This is a genomic window from Arthrobacter sp. CDRTa11 (assembly GCF_026427775.1).
GTDB lineage: Bacteria > Actinomycetota > Actinomycetes > Actinomycetales > Micrococcaceae > Arthrobacter.
This window is the reverse complement of sequence record NZ_CP044532.1, coordinates 1,915,466-1,937,427: the sequence shown is the minus strand read 5'-3', so window position 1 is coordinate 1,937,427 and position 21,962 is coordinate 1,915,466. Positions and strand designations below refer to the sequence as shown.

Sequence of the window (21,962 nt, the reverse complement as noted above, 5' to 3'; positions counted from 1 at the left end):
CGGGAGACGGGCCCTAGTTCGGCGAATCCTCATGGGGCATCCACGTTGCCAATGCCTCAGTTGGGCCCGATTCCCGCAGTGCATGCCTGAAGGTCAACTCGTATCTCCCCCCAGGAAGTTCGATCGGGAAATCAGGCGTTTCGCGGAGATCGGACGTCCCGTCCTTGTCGCCGCCTTGATAGGTCACGTTCAGCTTCATAGTCGCAACCGTAGAACACCTGCAGGCCTTTAGAAAGACCCCGCACGTAGAATGACGCCGAACAACCTTTTGGGCTGACGGGGACTGTTTCGCCCACAAAAAGTCCGGATGGACTGCCAGCTTCGGCAGTCCATCCGGACCTTTGCGCGGTCACCGCCTGCTGTGCCGACGGTGGCGCTGACTCGAAGGTGGAGGCTGACTCCAGACGTGCTGAGACCGGGAGCCAGCCCCCCAGCGATGCTCCCCGAGACGAAGACTTTTCAAGCCTTCCCCCCAACAAGGTTTGAAGAACACCACCATCCACATAATCGGCCAATCCCGCGCCTCAGGCAATGCCCCGCACCGGAGCGTTACGTTCCGGTTATCCAGCACTGCCCGGGAGGGCGAAACTCCGGTACATGGTCCGCTGCGGCCCGGACCCGCCGCCCAGATACTCGCCATGGTCCACGAATCCGGCCCGCCGGTAGGCCGCGAGCCCTGCCGCATTGCGGACGTTGACGGAAAGTACGACGCCGGCCTCGCCGCCTTCCAGCCGCGCCGTAAGTTTTGCCGCGGTTTCCACGGCCTTGGCGGCAGCCAGGGGGCCCAGCCCCTGGCCCTGCCGTCTTCTGTCGATGAGGAACCCACGCAGCAGCCAGGCGGACGCGTCGTCCGGCCACCCGGCCAGCCGCGCCGCGCCTGACTGCAGTGTGAGGACACCGACGGCTTCCCCTCCGGCCTCGATGACGTAAGGCCGCCGTGAATCCTCGGCCAGGCCGGCCAGCATCATGCGCAGGGGGTCACCAACAAAATCGTTCTGCCCCGCGGCGAGTTCCAGGCCAGCGACGGCACCCAGCTGGATGGCGCGGGCGTCAGCGTCAAGGTCCTGGAGCGAAATCAGCCAAACAGGCTGCTGCACCGGCGTTCAGGACTGCGGGCCGGCGGTGTCTTCGGCAGGCGTGCTTTCGGGAGGTGGACCGGCGGGATCCATCCACATGACCTCCCACAGGTGCCCGTCCGGGTCCTGGAAGCTGTGGTTGTACATAAAGCCGTAGTCCTGGACTTCCTGGGACGGGGTGCCCCCGGCGGCCAGCGCCTTCCGCACTGTCTCGTCCACAGCGTCCTTGCTGTCAACCGAGAAGGCCATGATGGCCTCGGTGGAGGTGGCCGCATCGGCGATCTCCTTGGACGTGAAGGTCTTGAAGAATCCTTCCACCAGCAACATGACGAACGCATTGTCATTGACGATCATGCACGTGGCATTTTCGTCCGTGTAGTCCGGGTTGAAGGAAAAGCCAAGGGTAGTGAAGAAATCCACGGACCTCTTCAGGTCCTTCACGGGCAGGTTGAAGTAGATTTGAGTAGCCATGGGCTCAACGTAGCACCGGCCGCCGAGGGTGTCAGCCTCTGGGGCCGGGCGTCAGGTCAATGGCCGTAGAAAACCTTCTCGAAAACGGCCCGGGCCCGCCGGCTGAGGCGAAGATAGTCCTCCTCGAGGGCGGCCGCCTGGCCAGGTTCGTAGCCACACCAGCGTCCAACGGCCTCGAGATCCCGCCGGGACGACGGCAGCAGATCAGATGCCCTGCCGCTCCAGATGACGTTGGCGGACCTGATCCTGCTGGCAAGCCGCCAGGCGTCCGCCAGGAGCCGGGCATCGGCCTTGGACAGCAGGTCCAGGGAGGCAGCCGCGTCAAGGGCCTCCACCGTCGACGTGGTCCGCAGGGCAGGATGTTTGCCTGCATGCTGAAGCTGGAGGAGCTGCACCAGCCATTCGACGTCGCTCAGTCCTCCGCGTCCCAGTTTCAGGTGCCGCGCCGGATCCGCTCCACGCGGCAGCCGTTCGGCTTCCACCCGCGCCTTGACCCTGCGGATTTCCCGGACATCCTGCTCGGAAATCGACTCGGGATACCTGATCGGGTTGATGAGGTCAATGAAGTCCTGGGCCAGCTGGTCGTCCCCGGCCATCGGCCGTGCCCTGAGCAGGGCCTGCGCCTCCCAGATGAGGGACCATCGGCGATAATACTCCGCGAAGGAATCCAGGGAGCGGACCATGGCGCCGCTCTTTCCTTCCGGCCGTAAATCGGCATCCACCTGCAGCACCCGCTCGGCCATGATGGCAGGCTTGAGCGGCTGGGTCAGCAGGCTGGACACCTTGGCCACAATCCGGCCCGCCTGTTGCTGGGCTTCCTCCTCGGTGTGACCGGGCACCGCACGGTGGACGTACATCACGTCAGCGTCCGAGCCATATCCGATCTCCCGCCCTCCCTGGCGCCCCATGGCCACAACCAGCACGGCCGTCTTCAGCGGTTCCTTGGCGGAGACGATTCCCTCAGCCACCCGGAGTGCGCCCAGCACCGCCGCCCGGTCGGTGTCGGCAAGAGCGGAACCCACCTGCTCCTGGCCCAGCAGCCCTGCTGAATCCGCAATGGCGATCCGGAGGATCTCCCGGCGCCGGATCAACCGGATGAGCCGCATGGCGCTCTCAGGGTTGGCGTGACGGGACATCTTGGATGTTATTTCCTGCCACTGCGCCTCGAAGCTTAACGGCGCAAGCTCCTTGTCATCGCCAAGCCATTTGACGGATTCAGGTGACACTTCCAGCAGGTCCGCTATCAGCCGTGAGTTGGAGAGCACATGGCAGAGCCGCTCCGCCGCCGCCGTCGAATCCCGGAGCATGCCGAGGTACCAGTGCGTGGTTCCCAGGGTTTCACTGACTCGCCGGAAAGCCAGGAGCCCGGCATCGGGATCAACGCCCTCGGCAAGCCAGTCGAGGAGGATGGGCAGCAGCTGCCGCTGCAGTGCCGCGCGCCTGCTGACGCCTGCCGTGAGCGCTTCAATGTGGCGCATGGCGCCCTGCGGGTCACGGTAGCCCAGCGCGGCGAGGCGCCCCTGGGCTGCTTCCGGCGTCAGCCGTGCATCCTCGGTGCTGAGCCTTGCCGCGGTATTGAGCAGCGGACGGTAGAAGATCCGCTCGTGCAGTTCACGGACGGAGCGTTTCGTCTTCTGCCATGCGGCCAGCAGGGCGTCGGGATGCGGCCGCTCATGCGAGAACGGACCCAGCACTGCCTTGGCGAGGGAGCGCAGGGCCGCTTCGCTGACGGGCATCAGGTGGGTGCGGCGCAGCTGGAACAGCTGGATCCGATGCTCCAGCAGCCTCAGGTACCGGTACGCCTGGTCAAACCCCGCGGCGTCGGAGCGGCCTATGTACCCTCCTGCCGACAACGCCGCGATGGCCGAGGTGGTGTCCTTGCAACGAAGCGACTCGTCAGATTTTCCGTGCACCAATTGCAGCAGCTGAACAGTGAATTCAACGTCACGGAGGCCGCCGCGGCCAAGCTTGATCTGCCGCTGCTCCTCAGCCGCGGGGATGTGTTCGGTTACCCTGCGCCGCATTGCCTGGACCGACTCAACGAAGCCGTCCCGGCCGGCCGAACTCCAGATCAGCGGCGCCACCGCCTTTTCGTAGCGTTCACCCAGCCCGGTATCCCCCGCGATGGTGCGGGCCTTCAGCAGCGCCTGGAACTCCCAGCTTTCGGCCCAGCGCGCGTAGTAGCTCTCGTGTGAGGCCAGGGTCCGTACCAGGGGGCCGGACTTGCCCTCCGGCCGGAGGTTGGCGTCCACTTCCCAGAGCCCGGGTTCCCTGGCGATGGAGGAGATGGCCCGGGAGATTCCGGTGGCCAGTGCCGTTCCGATGGTGTTGCCCCGCGCGTCCTCCAGCTCACCGCCATCAATGACGTAGATGACATCGACGTCGGAGATGTAGTTGAGCTCCCGTGCTCCGCATTTGCCCATGCCGATGACAGCCAGGCCAACGTCAGACACCTCGCTTGCGCTGAACTGCGCTGCCGCCTCCGCCCGCGAAACTGCCAGGGCCGCTTCGATGGCGGCACCGGCCAGATCAGCCAGTTCGGCGCCGACGGCGGGCATGAAATCCAGGGGGTCCGCCGCGCACAGATCCTTGACGGCGAGGTCTACTACTCCCCGGCGGTAGGCCGTCCGAAGCGCCACATAAGCATCGGTACCTGTCATTCCGGCCACAGGCCGTGCTGCCCGCGGATCGGCCCGCACTGACCTCAGGAGGGCAGCGCGGAGCTGTTCCGCGTCCGCGCCCAGCGGCTCAGGGCTGGCGATGACGTCGAACGCGTCAAGATGTTCCGGATGCCGGATGAGGAACTCGCCCAGCGCCTCCGAAGCCCCCAGGACACGGTAAAGAGGTTCGCTTGTTTCAGGATCCGCCCCGGCCAGGTCACGCAGTGCCGGATGTTTTTCAATCAGCCGCACCAGCGACTGGAGGGCTGTGTCCGGATTTGCCGCCATCTGCAGGCCCGCGAACAGCTTGTCCTGGTCAAGGCCCTCCAGTTCCCGGGCAGCCAGAAACCGCTCGCCCTTCTCCAGGTCACTGAAGCCGGCCGAGATGAGACGGCGGGCAAGGCTCACCGTTGCCGCCTAAAGGATTCCCAGGTTGCGCTGCAGTTCGTAGGGCGTCACCTGGAGCCGGTAGTCCTGCCATTCGGCCCGCTTGTTGCGCAGGAAGTGCTCAAAGACCTGTTCGCCCAGGATCTGGGGCATCAGCTCGGACTCCTCCATGGACCGGATGGCGTCGTGGAGGCTGGCCGGCAGCGGGTCATGGCCCATGGCCCGGCGTTCGGCTGAGCTCAGTGACCAGACGTCGTCTTCAGCGGCGGCGGGCAGTTCATACCCCTCCTCGATCCCCTTCAGCCCGGCGCCGAGCAGGACGGCGTAAGCGAGGTAGGGGTTGGCGGCGGAATCAATCCCGCGGTATTCGATGCGCGCAGACTGCCCCTTGCCTGGCTTGTACAGCGGCACACGGACCAGCGCTGAGCGGTTGTTGTGTCCCCAGCTCAGGTAACTGGGGGCTTCGCCGCCGCCCCACAGTCGCTTGTAGGAGTTGACGAACTGGTTCGTCACGGCAGTGAACTCCGGGGCGTGCTTGAGGATTCCGGCGATGAACTGGCGGGCGGTCTTGGACAGCTGGAACTCGGCGCCGGCCTCGTAGAACGCGTTTGTGTCGCCCTCGAACAGCGAAAAGTGGGTGTGCATGCCGGACCCCGGGTGGGCGGTGAAAGGCTTAGGCATGAAGGTGGCGTAGGTGCCCTGCTGCAGCGCTACTTCCTTGATGACCGTGCGGAACGTCATGATGTTGTCCGCGGTCTGCAGGGCGTCGGCGTAGCGCAGGTCAATCTCGTTTTGGCCCGGACCGGCTTCGTGGTGGCTGAACTCCACGGAAATACCCACCGATTCCAGCATGGTCACTGCTGTACGACGGAAATCCTGGGCCACGCCGCCGGGTACGTGGTCAAAGTAGCCGCCCTCGTCAACCGGGACCGGGGAGCCGTCGGGGCCGGGTTCCTGGGACTTGAGGAGGTAGAACTCGATTTCGGGGTGGGTGTAGCAGGTAAAGCCCATGTCCGCGGCCTTGGCCAGGGTGCGCTTGAGGACGTTGCGGGGGTCAGCCGCGGAGGGCTCGCCGTCGGGCGTCAGGATGTCGCAGAACATCCGGGACGTCTGCTCCGTCTCACCGCGCCAAGGCAAAATCTGGAACGTGGAGGGGTCTGGCTGGGCCAGCATGTCCGACTCAAAGACCCTGGCAAGACCCTCAATGGCCGAGCCGTCAAAGCCGAGGCCCTCCTCGAAGGCGCCCTCAACCTCTGCCGGTGCCAGTGCCACCGATTTGAGCGAACCCACGACGTCGGTGAACCACAGGCGTACGAACCGTACGTCGCGCTCTTCGATTGTGCGCAGGACAAACTCTTGCTGGCGGTCCATGAAGCCTCTTCTCCGGTCAAACGTTCACACTCCGGGCCCGCACAGGGGAAGCCGGAAGCAGTTCACCATCACCTTACTAAGCAATTGGCACCAATGCGGGCGGCGGCACCCCCCGTAACACAGCATTAACAACCTCTCGGCACTCAACACAGCCTCCGAGGGGCGGGACAAGCCTGCCGGCGGACGTCCAGGACCGGCGAATATGACGCGAATCACCCGGCCCGGGCCCAAAGCCGGTAGCTCGGACTGCGGGTGCCGCACTACGCTCTTGCCATGGCCTCAAGCAATAGTTCTGACTCCCGCGCGTCCGCTGAAGTACCCGCACCCTATGGAAACGGCCCTGCCTCCGTTCCCTCGGCGTCGTCGGAACCGGCTGCGAAGCCGGCAGCGAAAGTCCGCATCCACCACCTGCAGCAGGCGAAGCGTGACGGCACCCGTTTTGCCATGCTGACGGCCTATGAGCAGTACACGGCTGAGATCTTCGACCAGGCCGGCATCGAGGTGCTCCTGGTGGGCGATTCGGCGTCGAACAATGTCTTTGGCAATGAAACCAGCCTGCCCGTCACGGTGGACGAGCTACTCCCGCTGTGCCGGGCCGTGGCGCGGGCCGCCAAACGTGCCCTGGTGGTGGCGGACCTGCCCTTCGGCAGTTATGAAGTGTCACCGCAGCAGGGCGTCGCCACCGGCGTCCGCTTCCTCAAGGAGGGACTGGCGCACGCGGTCAAGATCGAGGGCGGCAAGTACTACGCCGAAACCGTCCGGGCCATGGTGCAGGCCGGGATTCCGGTGATCGCCCACATCGGCTTCACCCCCCAGAGCGAGCACTCGCTGGGCGGTTACCGCGTCCAGGGCCGCGGCGACGATGCCAAGCGGCTGATCGAGGACGCCGTGGCCCTGGCTGACGCCGGCGCATTCTGCGTACTCATGGAGATGGTTCCTGCAGAGACCGCGGCCGCCGTTGACGCCGCAGTCAGTGTGCCCACTGTCGGAATCGGCGCGGGAAATGCCACCACGGGGCAGGTGCTGGTCTGGCAGGACATGGCAGGACTGCGCGGCGGGCGGATGGCGAAGTTCGTCAAGCAGTACGCGGACCTTCGCACCAGCCTCGGCGACGCAGCGAAGGCCTATGGCGACGACGTCCGTTCAGGCTCGTTCCCCGGCCCGGAGCACTCCTTCTAGACGCCCGGTTTCCCACGGCCAGCTTCCGGTGGCCTAGTCGTCTTCCTCGCCCTTTTCCCAGGCCTCGTTGCGCGCCCGCACCTTCTCCAGGGCATGCTCCGCCTCTTCCCGGGTTTTGTACGGGCCGATCAGCTGGCTCCAGTCGGAGAGTTTGTCCTCTTCCACCTCGTGGGTGTTCACGTTGTACCAGTACTCAGTCATGGTTGCTCCTCGTTCCGGCCGGCAGGAGACCCCGCGTGACCCACGTAACGTTTACCCCTACGCGGGCAGGTTGCGGCCTCCAGTTACTTGGCGTTCTGCGCTGCCTTATATGATCAATCTATGCCTTCCCTAGCCTCGACTGCACCCACCGGCACCCTCACCCGGGGAACCGTCAGCCCGCAGCTCCCTGTTCCCGCATCGATCCCGCGGCCGGAGTACGTGGGCAAGCCGGGTCCGGCCAAATTTACGGGCTCCGAGGTCAAGACTGCGGAAACCATCGAAAAGATCCGGGTTGCCAGCAGGATTGCCGCGCAGGCCATCGTTGAGGTGGGCAAGCACATCACGCCCGGCGTTACCACGGATCAGCTGGACAAGGTGGGCCACGAGTTCCTGCTGGACCACCAGGCCTATCCGTCCACTCTCGGCTACCGCGGATTCCCGAAGTCCCTGTGCTCTTCGCTGAACGAGGTCATCTGCCACGGCATTCCGGACAGCACTGTGGTGCAGGACGGCGACATCATCAACATCGACATCACCGCGTTCATCAACGGCGTGCACGGAGACACCAATTACACTTTCCTCGTCGGAGACGTCGATGAGGAGTCGCGCCTGCTGGTTGAACGCACCCGGGAATCCCTCAACCGGGCCATCAAAGCCGTGGCGCCCGGCAGGGAGATCAATGTGATCGGGCGCGCCATCGAGTCCTACGCCAAGCGTTTCGGCTACGGTGTGGTGCGGGACTTCACCGGCCACGGCGTCGGTGAAGCATTCCACACTGGCCTCATCATCCCCCACTACGACGCCGCTCCGGCCTACAACACCGTCATCGAGGCAGGCATGGTTTTCACCATCGAGCCGATGCTGACCCTTGGTACCGTGGAATGGGATATGTGGCCGGACGACTGGACAGTTGTCACAAAGGACCGCAAGCGGACCGCTCAGTTCGAGCACACCCTGTTGGTCACCGAGTCCGGCGCCGAAGTCCTGACCCTGCCCTGACCACCCTGTAACCGGCCGGCCCAATGGCCGGCCCTGCTCTGCCCGCCCACTGCCACGAATGGAAGTACATTGGCCAAGAAGGACGAGAAGTCGCACAAGAACGCACCGCTGATCGGCATCGACATCGGCGGCACGGGAATCAAGGGCGGCATTGTCGACCTGAAAAAGGGCAAGCTCCTGGGCGAAAGGTTCCGTGTGCCCACGCCGCAGCCGGCCACTCCGGCAGCCGTCGCCGAAGTGGTGGCTCAAGTTGTGGCAGAGCTCTCTGCCAGGCCCGAGGCCCCGGAGCCCGACTCCCCCGTTGGAGTCACGTTCCCCGGCATCATCCAGCATGGTGTGGTCCTCTCCGCGGCCAACGTTGATAAGAGTTGGCTCAACACCAATCTTGATGCGTTGCTCACGGAACGGCTGGGCCGGCCGGTCGAGGTCGTCAACGACGCCGATGCCGCCGGACTTGCCGAGGCACGCTACGGTGCCGGCGCGGGCGTGGACGGAACAGTCCTGGTGATTACGCTGGGCACCGGAATTGGTTCGGCCTTTATCTTCGACGGCAAGCTGGTGCCCAACGTAGAACTCGGCCACCTGGAAATCGACGGCTTTGACGCCGAAACCAAGGCCTCGGCAGTTGCCCGTGAGCGTGACGGACTGAGCTGGGAGGAGTACAGCGTGCTGCTGCAACGCTATTTCTCCCATGTGGAATTCCTCTTCTCCCCTGAGCTGTTCATCGTCGGAGGCGGCATCTCCAAGCGCGCTGACGAATACCTGCCCAACCTCAAGCTCCGGACGCCAATCGTCCCGGCGGAGTTGAAGAATGAGGCGGGGATCGTGGGCGCTGCCCTCGAGATCGCCGTGAAGCACAAGCTCGTCAAGTAGCCATGGAGAGTGCTGCCACGGGCAGCCCGGGCGTGATGATTGTTACGGGTGCCAGCCGCGGTATCGGTGCGGCCATAGCCCGGCGGGCTGCCGTGGCCGGGTACAGCATGGTTCTGAACTATTCAGTGGATGCAAAGGGTGCGCGCTCGGTAGCGCAGGACATCAAGAACGACGGCGGCACCGCCGTCGCGATTGAAGCGGATGTCAGCGATGCTGGCGCAGTGGCAGACCTGTTCGACGCCGCGACGCGTCTGGGCCGGCTCTCTGCGGTGGTGAACAACGCCGGCATCACGGGCAACCTGATCGGCAAGCTTGCCGACGTTCCGGCCGAGACGGTCCGCCGCGTGATGGACGTCAACGTGTCAGGCCTGATCTTTGTCTGCCAGGAGGCCGTCCGGAGGCTTGGCACGGACGGCGGCGGCACCGGCGGTTCCATCATCAACATCTCCTCCACCGCCACCAAGGCCGGTTCCCCGGGAACCTGGGCCCACTACGCCGCTTCCAAGGGCGCGGTGGACGTCCTCACCGTGGGGCTGGCTGCGGAGGTTGCAGCCCAGGGAATACGCGTCAATTGTGTCGCTCCGGGCAGCACCAATACCGGCCTGCATGCGGCGGCGGGCATGCCGGACCGGGTGGAGCGGCTGAATCCCACCATTCCGATGGGACGCGGGGCGGAACCGGATGAAGTGGCTGCCGCGGTTATGTGGCTGATGTCTGCAGAGGCCGGTTACATCACCGGCGCCATTCTCCCTGTCTCGGGCGGGCGTTAGCCCGGGCGGCGCACGACGGGGCAGGATAGCGCCCGAGAACAGCAGGCAGCTGGTGCCGGTGGTGGCTGCGGCTTCCCCTCCGCTGCCACCACCGGAGCTTACAGTGGGCTCTTTTCTGAGCTTTTGGCGCCCTTGGCGCCCTTTTCCACGAGGTCCTTGGCTTCCTCTTCGGACTCATGGCGGAGCAGCGAAATGGCCGTCTCGAAGTCTTCCAGCGACTCGAAGGCCTGGTAGACGCTTGCGAAGCGAAGGTAGGCAACCTTGTCCAGCTTCTGCAGAGGCCCCAGAATGGCAAGGCCTACTTCGTGGGCGTCGATTTCGGCCGCTCCCGAAGCGCGGATCTGTTCCTCGACTTCCTGGGCGAGCAGCGCGAGGTCGTCCTCACTGACCGGGCGGCCCTGGCAGGCTTTGCGCACACCGTTGATGACCTTGCTCCGGCTGAAGGGCTCCCCCACGCCGGAACGCTTGATAACGGAGAGGCTGGTGGTTTCCACGGTGGTGAACCTGCGGCCGCACTCGGGGCACTGCCTGCGGCGCCGGATGGCGGAACCGTCGTCGGCCATCCGGCTGTCAACGACACGGGAATCCGGATTGCGGCAGAACGGACAGTACATGGTGTCCCTCTCTCGCTTTCTTGCAGAACCTTCTTGCACAGCGTTCTTGCATGACGTTCATACACGACGTTCTTGAACAACGGGCAGTGCCGGATCTTTCCGCTACCAGTCTATGACTAGATGTAGCGGAATAACAAGCCTGTAATTACTACATGTAGTAGTCCCTGCCACAGCCTGTAGTAGTTACTGCCGCAGCTGGTGAACGGGCTGCCCCGGTCCCCCGCTGGTGTCAGGAGGCTCCGGGGTTTGCGAAACGTGCCGTTACTGCCTGGCCGTGGGCCGGCAGGTCCTCTGCCCCTGCCAGGCTGACGATGTGTCCGCTGACCTCCTGCAGTGCCGCCCTGCTGTAGTTCACCACTTGGATGGCCCGAAGGAACGTGGTGACATTCAGGCCGGACGAAAATGCAGCCGTCCCGCTGGTGGGCAGCACGTGGTTTGAACCTGCGCAGTAATCCCCCAGGCTGACCGGGCTGTAGTCCCCAACAAAAATGGCCCCGGCGTTGCGTATCCGCGCCGCCACGGTGGCCGCGTCCGCCGTCATGATCTCCAGGTGCTCAGCGGCGTACGCGTCACAGGCGGCGATGCCCTGTTCAAGGTCCTCCACCAGGACTACCCCCGACTGGGGGCCGGAAAGCGCCTCGCAGACCCGCTGGGAGTGTTTGGTGGCCGCCGCCTGCCGGTCCAGTTCAATGCGTACCGCGTCGGCCAGTTCCCCGGAGTCGGTGATGAGGACCGAGGCAGCGTTGGGATCGTGCTCAGCCTGGCTGATCAGGTCCGCGGCCACCAGTGCGGGCTGGGCGGAGCTGTCAGCCAGGATGGCGATCTCCGTGGTGCCGGCTTCGGAGTCGATTCCCACCACACCCTTGACCAGCCGCTTGGCAGTGGCCACGAAGATGTTTCCCGGGCCCGTGACCACGTCCACGGGTTCCAGCGCCGGTCCGGCGTCCGTTGCATCGATTCCGTAGGCAAATGCAGCAATCGCCTGCGCGCCGCCAATGGCGTACACCTCTTCTATGCCCAGGAGTGCGGCCGCCGCGAGGATGGTGGGGTGCGGCAGTCCACCGAAATCCTTTTGTGGCGGCGAGGCGAGGGCGATTGACTCCACTCCTGCCGCCAGTGCAGGCACAACATTCATGATCACCGAGGAAGGATAGACGGCCAGTCCACCCGGTACATACAGCCCCACCCGTGCAACAGGGACCCAGTTCTGGCTCACCAGAGCGCCGTCGCCAAGTTCGACGTCGATATTCCGCGGGCGCTGGCCGTCGGCGAAACGCCGGGCACGGCTGATGGACTCTTCAAGGGCGCGGCGTACTGCCGGGTCAAGACCGTCCAGGGCCCGGGCAAGCGCCTCGGCAGGCACCCGGGGGTGTTCCTGCTGCACGCCGTCCAGCCGCAGTGCGAGGTCGCCCAGCGCACGGAATCCCCGTGACCGGACGTCGGCGATGATGTCCAGGACCTTTTGCTCAGCATCGGCCACCGTGTGGTGCTGCGCCCTGGGAACGGCGGCACGCAATCCGGCGAGGCTCAGGCGGCGGCCCCTGAGATCAACCGTTCGGAAGTTTACGGCAGGGGCACGTGTGGCGGCAGGGAGGTCAGGAGAAATGGTCACCGGATCATTTTACGCGTCAGTGGCTTTGCTTCCCGCGAATGGCGGGCTGTCCCTGTCCCTGTCCTCGTAGCCATCGTCATCAGGGTAGGGCTTCTGCTTCAACAGGTTCAGCAAGCTGACGGCAAAGACAGCCACTGCTGTGGCCGCCGGCCACAGCAGAAGCACCGACATGGACCGGAGTGAGAAGGCCACACTCGCGTTGAGCGCGGAGTCTGCGGGGGCACCCCATATCTGGCTGGCGAAGATTCCGGCCTGCCATGCCACGACTGCTCCGACAAGGCCACCGGCAAGGGCAAACAGCAGGTCCTTTTGTCCATTCCTGCGGGTTTTGTCCGCCAGGAAAACACCCACCAGGCAGCCGGCAAGAACGAACAGGCCAGCAAGAGTCAGGTCGCGCAGCAGCCAGACCTCGGGATTTGTACCGGCCGCCAGTGCCGGGTTTCGGGTCATGAGATTCAAGCCGCCGGGCGCAAGGGTCCACCACAGCATGCCCACGGGGATTCCGGCCGCAGTCGCCAGGGCAAACCAGATCCGGGCCGGACGGGAGGAGTGCCCCTGCGTGCGTTGTGTCATGAAACAAACCTTAACAAATGTTTATGCCTCTCAATCAACGGACGTAGCGGGTAAAGCGATTCCTTGCTGCGGCAACACCGCCATACCCTTGAGGGAGAGTCCAGTCGCATTCAGTTACCGCAGGGAGTTCTTCTACCGTGACCGCAGACCATGCACCGTTCGAGCGTACGTTCAAGGAAATGTTCCGGCGCCATGCCGCAGGCGTGGCCATTATCACCGTGAACTACCAGGGCGAGCCCTACGGCTTCACAGCCACCTCGGTGGCGTCGCTGTCGGCGCAGCCGCCACGGTTTACCTTCAACATGGCCCGCAGTTCCAGTTCATGGCCTGCAATAGCCAACACCACCCACATCGGCCTCCACATGCTGGGCCTCGAGAACCAGGCCCTGGCAGAACGATTCGCCCGCACCAAGGACCGGTTCGGCGGTGACCACTGGGAACTGGGTCCGCACGAAGTTCCCGTCCTTAAGGATGTTGCCGGCTGGCTGATAGGCAAGATCCAAATGCGGCTGTCGTTCGAAAACAATGCGGTGGTGGTTGTTGAAGTGGTGGACGGCCTGGTGGGTGAAGACGGCTCGCCGCTCCTCTATCACGCCGGAGGATACAGCCAGCCAGTTCCGCTGGACTACGAGATCTAGCAGACCCAGGATCCGGTTGCCGCCGCCGGCTGTCAGTTGTCCAGGCAGGTAGGTCCCAGTAGCACCTTGAGGTCGCCGAAGAGTGACGGGCTGGGGTTGACCCTGAGGTGGACAGGCAGCGCCATGACCTCGGTCCTCGTGTCGCCCTGCAGGTGGACGCGGACCTCCGAGTTTCCCCGATGGTTCCGCAGGACGTCGCCAAGTTCGGTAACCACGGCCTCGGTGGCCTTGTGCGTGGGCATCGAAATGAGCACCGGCCCGTTGGTTCCCTCGCTGAGGTCTGGAACGGACAGCTCCATGCAGTTCAGTGTCACCGCGCCGTCATCTCGCCGCTGCAGCCTGCCTTTGACCACCACGATCAGGTCCTCGGCCAGGACCGACGCGATGGGGCCGTAGACCTGTCCGAAGAACATCACCTCCATGGAGCCGCCAAGATCTTCGATTTCGGCGCGGGCGTAGGCGTTGCCGCTGGCTTTGGCGATGCGGCGGCTCAGCGAGGTGATCATTCCGGAGATGGTGATGATGGCGCCGTCGTGCGGGCCGTCTTCGGCAATGATGGAGGTGATGGACTGGTCCGCGTGCTGGCTGAGTACCCCCTCCAGGCCCTGCAGGGGATGGTCCGACACGTAGAGCCCCAGCATGTCCCGTTCGAAGGACAGCTTGTCCTTCTTCTCCCACTCGGGAAGTTCGGGGATCTCAATGCTCAGGGAGGCCTCGGATTCGGCCTCCTCAAATCCGGCAAAGAGGTCGAACTGGCCAATTGCCTCGTTCCGCTTGAGGGTGATGACCGAGTCGATGGCCTCCTCGTGGACCATCACCAGGGCGCGGCGGTGGTGGTTCAGGGAATCGAAGGCCCCGGCCTTGATCAGGGATTCGATGGTCCGCTTGTTGCAGACAACCGCCGGAACCTTCATAAGGAAGTCCTTGAACGACGTGTAGGCGCCCTCGCTCTCCCGGGCAGCCACCATCGCCTGGACCACGTTGGAACCAACGTTCCGGATGGCGCCCATGCCGAAGCGGATGTCGGTCCCCACTGGAGTGAAGTTCAGCGAGGATTCGTTGACGTCCGGCGGGAGCACCGTGATGCCCATGCGGCGGCACTCGTTGAGGTATATAGCGGACTTGTCTTTGTCGTCGCCTACCGAGGTCAGCAGAGCCGCCATGTACTCCGGTGCGTAATGGGCTTTCAGGTAAGCGGTCCAGTACGAAATCACGCCGTAGGCGGCCGAGTGGGCTTTGTTGAACGCGTAGTCAGAGAACGGCAGGAGGATGTCCCAGAGGGTCTTGACGGCCTCCATGGAGTAGCCGTTGTCCTGCATGCCCTGGGAGAAGCCGGCGAACTGCTTGTCCAGCTCTGACTTCTTCTTTTTGCCCATGGCGCGGCGGAGGATGTCGGCTTGCCCGAGGGAATACCCTGCGAGCTTCTGCGCGACTGCCATCACCTGTTCCTGGTAGACGATCAGGCCGTACGTGCCGCCGAGGATTTCGGCGAGCGGTTCCTTCAGCTCAGGGTGGATCGGAATGACTTCCTGGATCCCGTTCTTGCGCAGCGCATAGTCTGTGTGGGCGTTGGCGCCCATCGGACCCGGGCGGTAGAGGGCCAGGACGGCGGAGATGTCTTCAAAGTTGTCAGGCTTCATCAGCTTGAGCAGGGAGCGCATGGGCCCGCCGTCCAGCTGGAAGACGCCCAGGGTGTCACCCCGGGCCAGCAGCTCGTAGGAGGCGGCGTCGTCCAGGGCCAGGCTGTCCAGGTCCAGGTCATGGCCGCGGTTGAGCTTGATGTTCTCCAGGGCGTCGGAGATGATCGTCAGGTTCCGCAGCCCCAGGAAGTCCATCTTGATCAGGCCCAGGCCCTCGCAGGTGGGGTAATCGAACTGGGTGATTACCTGCCCGTCCTGGATGCGCCGCATGATGGGGATGACATCGATGATCGGGTCCGAGGACATGATGACGCCGGCGGCATGTACACCCCACTGCCGCTTCAGCCCTTCGATGCCCAGGGCTGTCTCGAATACCTTGGCGGCTTCGGGGTCCGTGGCAATCAGCTGGCGGAAGTCGCCGGCTTCGCTGTAGCGCTTGGAGTCCTTGTTCTGGATGTCAGCCAAGGGAATGTCCTTGGCCATGACGGCCGGGGGCAGCGCCTTGGTCAGTTGCTCGCCCATGCTGAACGGATAGCCCAGTACGCGTGAGGAGTCCTTGAGCGCCTGCTTGGTCTTGATGGTGCCGTAGGTGACGATCATGGCGACGCGCTCGTCGCCGTATTTACGGGTCACATAGTCGATCACCTCAGAGCGGCGCCGGTCATCGAAGTCGACGTCGAAGTCAGGCATGGAGACGCGGTCCGGGTTGAGGAAGCGCTCGAAGATCAGGCCGTGGTGCAGCGGATCAAGGTCGGTGATGCGCATGGCGTAGGCGACCATGGAACCGGCGCCCGAGCCACGGCCGGGTCCGACGCGGATGCCGTTGTTCTTCGCCCAGTTGATGAAGTCGGCCACCACCAGGAAGTACCCGGGGAACCCCATGGAGGTGATGACTTCCAGCTCGTAGTCAGCCTGGGTGCGGACTTTGTCCGGAACACCGCCCGGGTAGCGGTATTCCAGGCCGGCAGCAACTTCTTTTACCAGCCAGGACGTTTCGTCCTCCCCCGGCGGGCAGGGGAACCGCGGCATGTAGTTAGCACCGGTATTGAAGGAAACTTCGCAGCGTTCCGCGATCAGCAGGGTGTTGTCACAGGCGTCGGGATGGTCCCGGAAAAGCTCGCGCATCTCCTGCGGCGACTTGAGATAGTAGCCGCTGCCGGAAAACGCGAAGCGCGAACCGCCGTTGTCGTAGGTTGGCTCCAGCAAGGTGGAACCTGACTGGATGGCCAGCAGGGCCTCGTGCGCCTTGGCATCATGCTCGTGCGTGTAGTGGAGGTCGTTGGTGGCCACCAGCGGCAGCTTCAGTTCCTTGGCAAGCCGCAGCAGGTCCCCGGTGACCCGGCGTTCGATGTCCAGGCCGTGATCCATCAGTTCGCAGAAGTAGTTCTCCGCACCGAAAATGTCGCGGAACTCCGAGGCTGCCTCCAGCGCCTCACGGTACTGGCCCAGCCGCAGGCGGGTTTGCACTTCGCCCGACGGGCACCCGGTGGTGGCGATCAGGCCTTCCGAGTACGTGTTCAGCAGCTCGCGGTCCAGCCTGGGCCACTTGCCGAAGACGGCATCCAGGGACGCGATGGACGAGGCCCGAAAGAGGTTGCGCATGCCGGCGTTGTTGTAGCTCAGCAGCGTCATGTGCGTGTAGGAACCACCGCCGGAGATGTCGTCCTTGCGCTGGTGTTCCTCGCCCCAGCGGACACGGCCCTTGTCCGTCCGGGCGGTACCGGGAGTGACATAGGCTTCGACGCCGATAATGGGCTTGATGCCCTGGTCCGTGGCGCGTTTCCAAAAATCGAAGGCGCCGAACAGGTACCCGTGGTCAGTGGTGGCGAGTGCCGGCATGCCCAGGCGTTCGGTCTCGTCGAAAAGCTCCCCCAGACGGGCGGCGCCGTCCAACATGGAGTATTCGGTGTGGTTGTGAAGGTGGACGAACGAGGCATTGCTGGAAGTCACCGCACTATTCTATGCGCTCCCCCGGCCCTGGATTGGTCAGGCCTGTCCGGATTCGAGGACTTCCAGGGCGTAAGCCAGGTCCTGCGGGTAGTCACTGGTGACAGTGACACGCTCGCCGGTCACGGGGTGGTCGAAACCGAGCTCGCGGGCATGGAGCCATTGCCGGGTGAGGCCCAGCGTTGCAGCCAGCCGCGGGTCCGCCCCGTAGGTGAGGTCGCCGGCGCACGGGTGCCGCAGGGCTGAGAAATGCACGCGGATCTGATGCGTCCGCCCCGTTTCGAGGTGGACCTCAACCAGCGTTGCCTTGCCGAAAGCCTCAAGGACCTCGTAGTGCGTAATGGACGGCCGTCCGTCTTCGATCACGGCGAAACGCCAGTCGTGTCCGGGGTGGCGGCCGATGGGGGCATCGATGGTGCCTTCCAGGGGGTCGGGAAGGCCCTGGACCACCGCGTGGTAGACCTTGTCCACGCTGCGCTCCTTGAAGGCCCGCTTCAGCGCTGTGTAAGCGCGTTCTGATTTGGCCACCACCATCACCCCGGAGGTTCCGACGTCCAGCCTGTGTACGATGCCGGCCCGTTCGGGCGAGCCGGACGTCGAGATCCGGTATCCGGCACCGGCAAGGCCGCCCACCACGGTGGGTCCCACCCAGCCCGGCGACGGATGCGCGGCGACGCCCACTGGCTTATCGACGACCACAAAGTCGTCGTCGTCGAGCAGGATTTTCAGGCCTTCCACAACTTCCTCCACCACTTCAAGGGGGTCCCGGCGTTCCGGCACCGTGACGTCCAGGACGTCGCCGGCCACCAGCCGCGCGGACTTGCCCACAGCCTTGCCCCGGTTCAGCACATTGCCTTCGGCGATCAGGGTGGCGGCAAGCGACCGGGAGATCCCCATCAGCCTGGCCAGTCCGGCGTCGGCCCGTACCCCGCCGAGTTCATCGGCCACTACAAGGCGCTCAGGCATCCCGGGTCTTCTCACGGTGGGCTCCGACGTGCCGGGATCCGTCGAGGGAAATACCGCGCAGAGTCAGGATGCAGATGATTGCCACCGCGGACACCACCGCGGAATCGGCGATATTGAAGATTGCGAAATTTGGCAGCTGGATAAAATCCACCACATGGCCCATCCCGAATGAGGGCTCGCGGAACAGCCTGTCCGTCAGGTTTCCCAGCGCCCCGCCGAGCAGCAGGCCAAGCGCCAGTGACCACCAGGCCGAGCCCAGTTTGCGTACCTGGAACAGAATGGCAATGGCCACTCCGGCCATGATGATGGAGAACACCCACGTGACATTTTCCCCGATGGAGAACGCGGCGCCGGAATTACGGATGAAGTACCAATGCAGCAGTGGCGGCAGGACCGGGATTCGTTCGCCTTCCACCATGCTGGATGTGACCCAGAGTTTGGTCAGCTGGTCGAACACATAGGCAAAGACCGCAAAACCTGCGAAGAGGGACAGCAGGACGGCGCGGCGGGTCCGTGGTGTAGATGGGACCGGGCGTGCGGCGTCAGGGGCAAGTTCGTCAGTCATGGTGCTTTCGTTCAGGAACCGATGTTAATCTCAAAAGCCGGCGGCCGAGGAATCCTCAGCCACCGGCTTTCAGAATACGTGTTTGACAGACTAGCTGTTGGCTTCGACTTCCGGAGCGGCAACAGAACCACGGGCATCCAGGTCACGCAGCTGGCCTTCGATGTAGGCCTTCAGACGTGAGCGGTAGTCGCGCTCGAAGCCGCGGAGCTGCTCTACCTTGCGCTCCAGGACTGAACGCTGCTGCTCCAGGGCGCCCAGGATCTTGCGGGACTTCTCCTGGGCATCGTTGACCAGGCTGCTGGCTTCGATCTGCGCTTCGGCGATGATCTTGTCCTTCTGCGCCTGGCCCTCGGCTACGTGGCGGTCGTGCATCTGCTGGGCCATGGCGAGCAGGCCGGCAGCGGATTCAGCGGAGGCGGTGCTGGCGGCCGGAGCCGGAGCAGCAGCAGGAACAGCCGCGACCGGCGCAGCCTGCTCCGCTTCCTTCTTCTTGCTTGCCTCGGCGGCTTTTGCCTCGGCCTCGGCCTTGGCGCGGGCCTCGTCCTTGTCCGCCTTGACGGGCGCGGGGACCTTCTCGACCACAGGGGCCGCTGCCGCGGAGCTTGCAGGAACGCCGGAACCGGCTTCTGCAAGCTTCTTGCGGAGCTCGTCGTTCTCCTGGTTCAGGCGCCGGAGCTCAACGACGATTTCGTCCAGGAAGTCATCAACTTCATCCTGGTCGTAGCCTTCGCGGAACTTGGTCGGCTGAAAGCGCTTGTTGACAACGTCTTCTGGCGTCAAAGCCATCTGGTCACCTCATTGGTCTAGTTAGTCAGTAGGCCTTCCGGCCGTCAAAACTACGGTACCTAAATATGGTCTGGTTCCTCTAATTCAACACTGTGGTGTCAAACAGAAGATTTCTTCGGTGTGCGGGCAACAGTTCCCTTCGGATCTATGCCTGCCCTGCTGGGTCTAATCGAAAACTATGCGAAGCCCCTGGTGATCATCATCGCCACGCTGACGGCGATGAACAAGATCAGGAAGCCCAGGTCCAGTGTGATGCCGCCCAGCCTGAGGGGCGGGACCAGCCTGCGCAGTACCCTGAGTGGCGGATCGCTGATGGAGTACACAGCATGTGCGGTCACGAGGGCAGCCCCGCGGGGCCGCCACTCCCTGGCAAACATCTGGACCCAGTCAAAGACCAACCGGACAATGAGGGCCACCAGGAACAGTAAAAGGGCGATATAGACAAGTCCGAAAACAATTCCCATGACTTAACTCATATCTCCATGTCCATTGACGGATACCGCAGTGTCCTGACGAGCTTTCTTGTCTATTTCAGCACAGATGCCAGACAGGTGTACCCGTCTGGCATCCGCTACAAGCTTAGTGGCTAGCTTTGGTTGAAGAAGCTGGCCTGCGTCTCGCTGACCTTTTTGTCATCGCCGATGACCTCAACGTACGACGGCGACAGGAGGAAAACCTTGTTGGTGACACGCTCAATGCTCCCCCGAAGCCCAAAAACAAGGCCGGCGGAGAAATCGACCAGGCGCTTGGCGTCGGCTTCACCCATGTCAGTGACGTTCATGATCACAGGGATGCCGTCCCGGAAGCTCTCGCCGATCAGTTTCGCGTCATTGTAGGAGCGTGGGTGGATCGTGGTGATCTGCCGAAGCCCTGTGGATTCTTCGCGGCTGGAGGCCGCACGCTTGATGGGGGTCACTGGTGCGCGATATTCCTCTTCAGGGGCGTAGGACGAGTCGCGGCCAACCTCGCGGACGGGTGCGGGTGCACGGCGTTCCTCGCGGTCAAATTCCATGGAATCGTCCTCGTCCTTACGTGTGATGTGGTGCTCGGACTCATAATGTTCATCGCCATCGGCGAGCCCAAGATAGATCATTGTCTTGCGCAGAGCGCCGGCCATGGTCGACTCCTAATCGTGTCCGTAGGCGGGCGCCATATGACTTGACAGCACTGGAATCCCCCGCCATTCGCTTCCAATAGTTTGACGCTACCCCACGGCCGGACGCGATCCGAGAATATCCGAGCCGATTCGCAGGTGTGTCGCACCAAACTGGATGGCCGCCTCCAGGTCCTGGCTCATGCCGGCAGAAATGGCTGTTGCGGACGGGTGGTCCTGGACGAGACGGGCAGAAATTGACGCCAGTTTTTCGAAGGCTTCCCCGGGCACGGCGCCCAGCGGTGCCACTGCCATCACCCCTGCGAGCACCAGCCCCTCAGCTGCAGCAAGGCGTTCGGCCAAGGCGGGAATTTCGTCTGGTGCCGCTCCGCCGCGGTGGGCGGAGGCGTCGTCGTCCAGGCTGACTTGAATGAAGCAGTCCAGGGGTCCGCGTCCTGTCCTGTCCTGCTCGGCGGCCATGGCCTTCGCCAAACCGTCCGCGAGCTGCAGGCGGTCCACCGAATGGACAGAGTGGGCGTAGCGGACCACCGATTTGGCCTTTTTGCTTTGAAGCTGGCCGACAAAATGCCATCTCAGGCCCAGCCCTTCCAGTTCCGCCGACTTTCCGGCTGCCTCCTGGTCCCGGTTCTCCCCCACATCCCTGACACCCAACAACGAAAGGCGTCTGATGTCCTCAACGGGATGGAATTTGGTCACCACAATCAGGGTGGGCAACTGCCCGGTCCGGCCGGACGCCTCTGCGGCGGACACTATGCGCTTCCGCACAGCAGCAAGGCGCAATGTCAGCTCTGCCATTCGCTCTGACTCATCCACGGCCCGGCGCTCATCCATGCTGCCACACCAATCCGGCAAACCTGCCGCTGCGGTTGTTTCGGCGGTGGGAAAAGAGGGCAGCATTCTCAAGGGTGCATGGTCCGGCATACTCGACGGCGACCCCTGCCGCTTCCAGCTGGCTTCGGGCGCCGGCCGGAAGATCAAGCGCGGGCGTCCCCCATGACGTTGTAGCCCAGGTTGCGGGGACGTCCGCGGCCACTTCTGCCCGCAGTGATGCCGGAACTTCGTAGCAGGCGCCACAGATTGACGGACCAAGCCAGGCGCGGATACCGGAGGCGCCCAGTGAGCGCATCCTGTCCAGCGCGGCCGGGATGATTCCCGCCGCTATTCCCGGGCGTCCGGCATGTACCGCAGCCAGCACGGGCCCGCCGGCTGTTTCGCCCACCAGCACCGCCGGCACGCAGTCTGCAACCATGACGGCCAGCGGAAGGCCGGTGGAAACCATGGCATCGGACCGTGGCGCGGGGCTGCCCGCTTCCATCACCGCAACGGACGTGCCGTGAACCTGGTCCATGAACCGCAGTGAACCGGGCCCTATGCCGGCTGCCCGCTCCAGGGCTTCACGCCGCAGCATTACCTCTGAGGGGTTGTCCCCCACATGCAGCGCCAGGTTTCCGGCACGGGTGTCGGTGAATGCCACCGACACGCCCGGAAGGACCTCGGCCCGCCAATGGAACAATCCGTGG

General features: G+C 63.9%; 21 protein-coding genes. 5 read left to right on the top strand and 16 right to left on the bottom strand.

What is annotated here, in order from left to right:
* Window positions 1-560 precede the first annotated feature (560 nt).
* The 4 genes from F8G81_RS08830 to glnA are packed head-to-tail and all read right to left on the bottom strand — an operon-like array spanning window position 561 to window position 5,965.
* Window positions 561-1,097, bottom strand: a complete 537-nt coding sequence (locus tag F8G81_RS08830; protein ID WP_267278611.1) for a GNAT family N-acetyltransferase — start codon at window positions 1,095-1,097, stop codon at window positions 561-563.
* Between the two features lie 6 nt (window positions 1,098-1,103).
* Window positions 1,104-1,547, bottom strand: a complete 444-nt coding sequence (locus tag F8G81_RS08825) for a VOC family protein (protein ID WP_267278610.1) — start codon at window positions 1,545-1,547, stop codon at window positions 1,104-1,106.
* A gap of 56 nt (window positions 1,548-1,603) precedes the next feature.
* Window positions 1,604-4,615, bottom strand: a complete 3,012-nt coding sequence (locus F8G81_RS08820; RefSeq protein ID WP_267278609.1) for a bifunctional [glutamine synthetase] adenylyltransferase/[glutamine synthetase]-adenylyl-L-tyrosine phosphorylase — start codon at window positions 4,613-4,615, stop codon at window positions 1,604-1,606.
* 9 nt (window positions 4,616-4,624) lie between these two features.
* Window positions 4,625-5,965, bottom strand: a complete 1,341-nt coding sequence (gene glnA / locus F8G81_RS08815) for a type I glutamate--ammonia ligase (protein ID WP_267278608.1) — start codon at window positions 5,963-5,965, stop codon at window positions 4,625-4,627.
* Between the two features lie 273 nt (window positions 5,966-6,238).
* Here glnA and panB point away from each other — a divergent pair, with 273 nt between their 5' ends.
* Complete coding sequence (gene panB / locus F8G81_RS08810; RefSeq protein ID WP_267278607.1) at window positions 6,239-7,144, top strand: 3-methyl-2-oxobutanoate hydroxymethyltransferase; 906 nt, start codon at window positions 6,239-6,241, stop codon at window positions 7,142-7,144.
* A 33-nt stretch (window positions 7,145-7,177) separates the two neighbouring features.
* Here the strand turns inward: panB and F8G81_RS08805 are convergent, their stop codons facing one another.
* Window positions 7,178-7,345, bottom strand: coding sequence for an SPOR domain-containing protein (locus F8G81_RS08805; protein WP_267278606.1), 168 nt, complete (start codon window positions 7,343-7,345; stop codon window positions 7,178-7,180).
* Between the two features lie 120 nt (window positions 7,346-7,465).
* On the opposite strand from F8G81_RS08805, the gene map reads away from it, so the two are divergent.
* The 3 genes from map (at window position 7,466) to F8G81_RS08790 (ending at window position 9,987) form a co-directional block, all read left to right on the top strand.
* On the top strand, window positions 7,466-8,344 hold the full coding sequence (map, locus tag F8G81_RS08800) for a type I methionyl aminopeptidase (protein ID WP_267278605.1): 879 nt from the start codon (window positions 7,466-7,468) through the stop codon (window positions 8,342-8,344).
* Window positions 8,345-8,413: 69 nt separating this feature from the next.
* Complete coding sequence (ppgK, locus tag F8G81_RS08795; RefSeq protein WP_267278604.1) at window positions 8,414-9,217, top strand: polyphosphate--glucose phosphotransferase; 804 nt, start codon at window positions 8,414-8,416, stop codon at window positions 9,215-9,217.
* 2 nt (window positions 9,218-9,219) lie between these two features.
* Window positions 9,220-9,987, top strand: coding sequence for an SDR family oxidoreductase (locus F8G81_RS08790; protein WP_267278603.1), 768 nt, complete (start codon window positions 9,220-9,222; stop codon window positions 9,985-9,987).
* Window positions 9,988-10,085: 98 nt separating this feature from the next.
* Here the strand turns inward: F8G81_RS08790 and nrdR are convergent, their stop codons facing one another.
* The 3 genes from nrdR to F8G81_RS08775 form a co-directional block, all read right to left on the bottom strand.
* On the bottom strand, window positions 10,086-10,601 hold the full coding sequence (nrdR, locus tag F8G81_RS08785; protein ID WP_267278602.1) for a transcriptional regulator NrdR: 516 nt from the start codon (window positions 10,599-10,601) through the stop codon (window positions 10,086-10,088).
* Between the two features lie 229 nt (window positions 10,602-10,830).
* Window positions 10,831-12,213 carry a histidinol dehydrogenase gene (gene hisD, locus F8G81_RS08780; RefSeq protein WP_267278601.1) on the bottom strand — a complete coding sequence of 461 codons (1,383 nt, stop codon included), beginning with the start codon at window positions 12,211-12,213 and terminating at the stop codon, window positions 10,831-10,833.
* 9 nt (window positions 12,214-12,222) lie between these two features.
* Window positions 12,223-12,786, bottom strand: a complete 564-nt coding sequence (locus F8G81_RS08775) for a hypothetical protein (RefSeq protein ID WP_267278600.1) — start codon at window positions 12,784-12,786, stop codon at window positions 12,223-12,225.
* Between the two features lie 137 nt (window positions 12,787-12,923).
* Between F8G81_RS08775 and F8G81_RS08770 the strand changes: the two genes are divergently transcribed.
* Complete coding sequence (locus F8G81_RS08770; RefSeq protein ID WP_267278599.1) at window positions 12,924-13,424, top strand: flavin reductase family protein; 501 nt, start codon at window positions 12,924-12,926, stop codon at window positions 13,422-13,424.
* 32 nt (window positions 13,425-13,456) lie between these two features.
* On the opposite strand, the gene dnaE is transcribed toward F8G81_RS08770, so the two are convergent.
* The 8 genes from dnaE to F8G81_RS08730 all read right to left on the bottom strand — a co-directional run bounded on the left by dnaE (window position 13,457) and on the right by F8G81_RS08730 (window position 21,955).
* Entirely contained in the window at window positions 13,457-17,014 is a 3,558-nt protein-coding gene (dnaE, locus tag F8G81_RS08765) for a DNA polymerase III subunit alpha (protein WP_267278598.1), read from the bottom strand.
* Window positions 17,015-17,050: 36 nt separating this feature from the next.
* Window positions 17,051-17,977: an RluA family pseudouridine synthase gene (locus F8G81_RS08760; protein ID WP_267278597.1), complete on the bottom strand. Its 927-nt coding sequence runs from the start codon at window positions 17,975-17,977 to the stop codon at window positions 17,051-17,053.
* Window positions 17,970-18,542 carry a signal peptidase II gene (lspA, locus tag F8G81_RS08755; RefSeq protein ID WP_267278596.1) on the bottom strand — a complete coding sequence of 191 codons (573 nt, stop codon included), beginning with the start codon at window positions 18,540-18,542 and terminating at the stop codon, window positions 17,970-17,972. The genes F8G81_RS08760 and lspA overlap by 8 nt, the downstream gene beginning before the upstream one ends.
* 90 nt (window positions 18,543-18,632) lie before the next feature.
* Window positions 18,633-19,328 (bottom strand): DivIVA domain-containing protein, encoded by a 696-nt coding sequence (locus F8G81_RS08750; protein WP_267278595.1) that lies wholly within the window; start codon window positions 19,326-19,328, stop codon window positions 18,633-18,635.
* Window positions 19,329-19,504: 176 nt separating this feature from the next.
* Window positions 19,505-19,792 carry a YggT family protein gene (locus tag F8G81_RS08745; RefSeq protein WP_267278594.1) on the bottom strand — a complete coding sequence of 96 codons (288 nt, stop codon included), beginning with the start codon at window positions 19,790-19,792 and terminating at the stop codon, window positions 19,505-19,507.
* Between the two features lie 122 nt (window positions 19,793-19,914).
* Entirely contained in the window at window positions 19,915-20,445 is a 531-nt protein-coding gene (locus F8G81_RS08740) for a cell division protein SepF (RefSeq protein ID WP_267278593.1), read from the bottom strand.
* Between the two features lie 87 nt (window positions 20,446-20,532).
* Window positions 20,533-21,237 carry a YggS family pyridoxal phosphate-dependent enzyme gene (locus tag F8G81_RS08735; RefSeq protein ID WP_267278592.1) on the bottom strand — a complete coding sequence of 235 codons (705 nt, stop codon included), beginning with the start codon at window positions 21,235-21,237 and terminating at the stop codon, window positions 20,533-20,535.
* Between the two features lie 28 nt (window positions 21,238-21,265).
* Window positions 21,266-21,955, bottom strand: a complete 690-nt coding sequence (locus F8G81_RS08730) for a polyphenol oxidase family protein (protein WP_267278591.1) — start codon at window positions 21,953-21,955, stop codon at window positions 21,266-21,268.
* Between the last annotated feature and the right edge of the window lie 7 nt (window positions 21,956-21,962).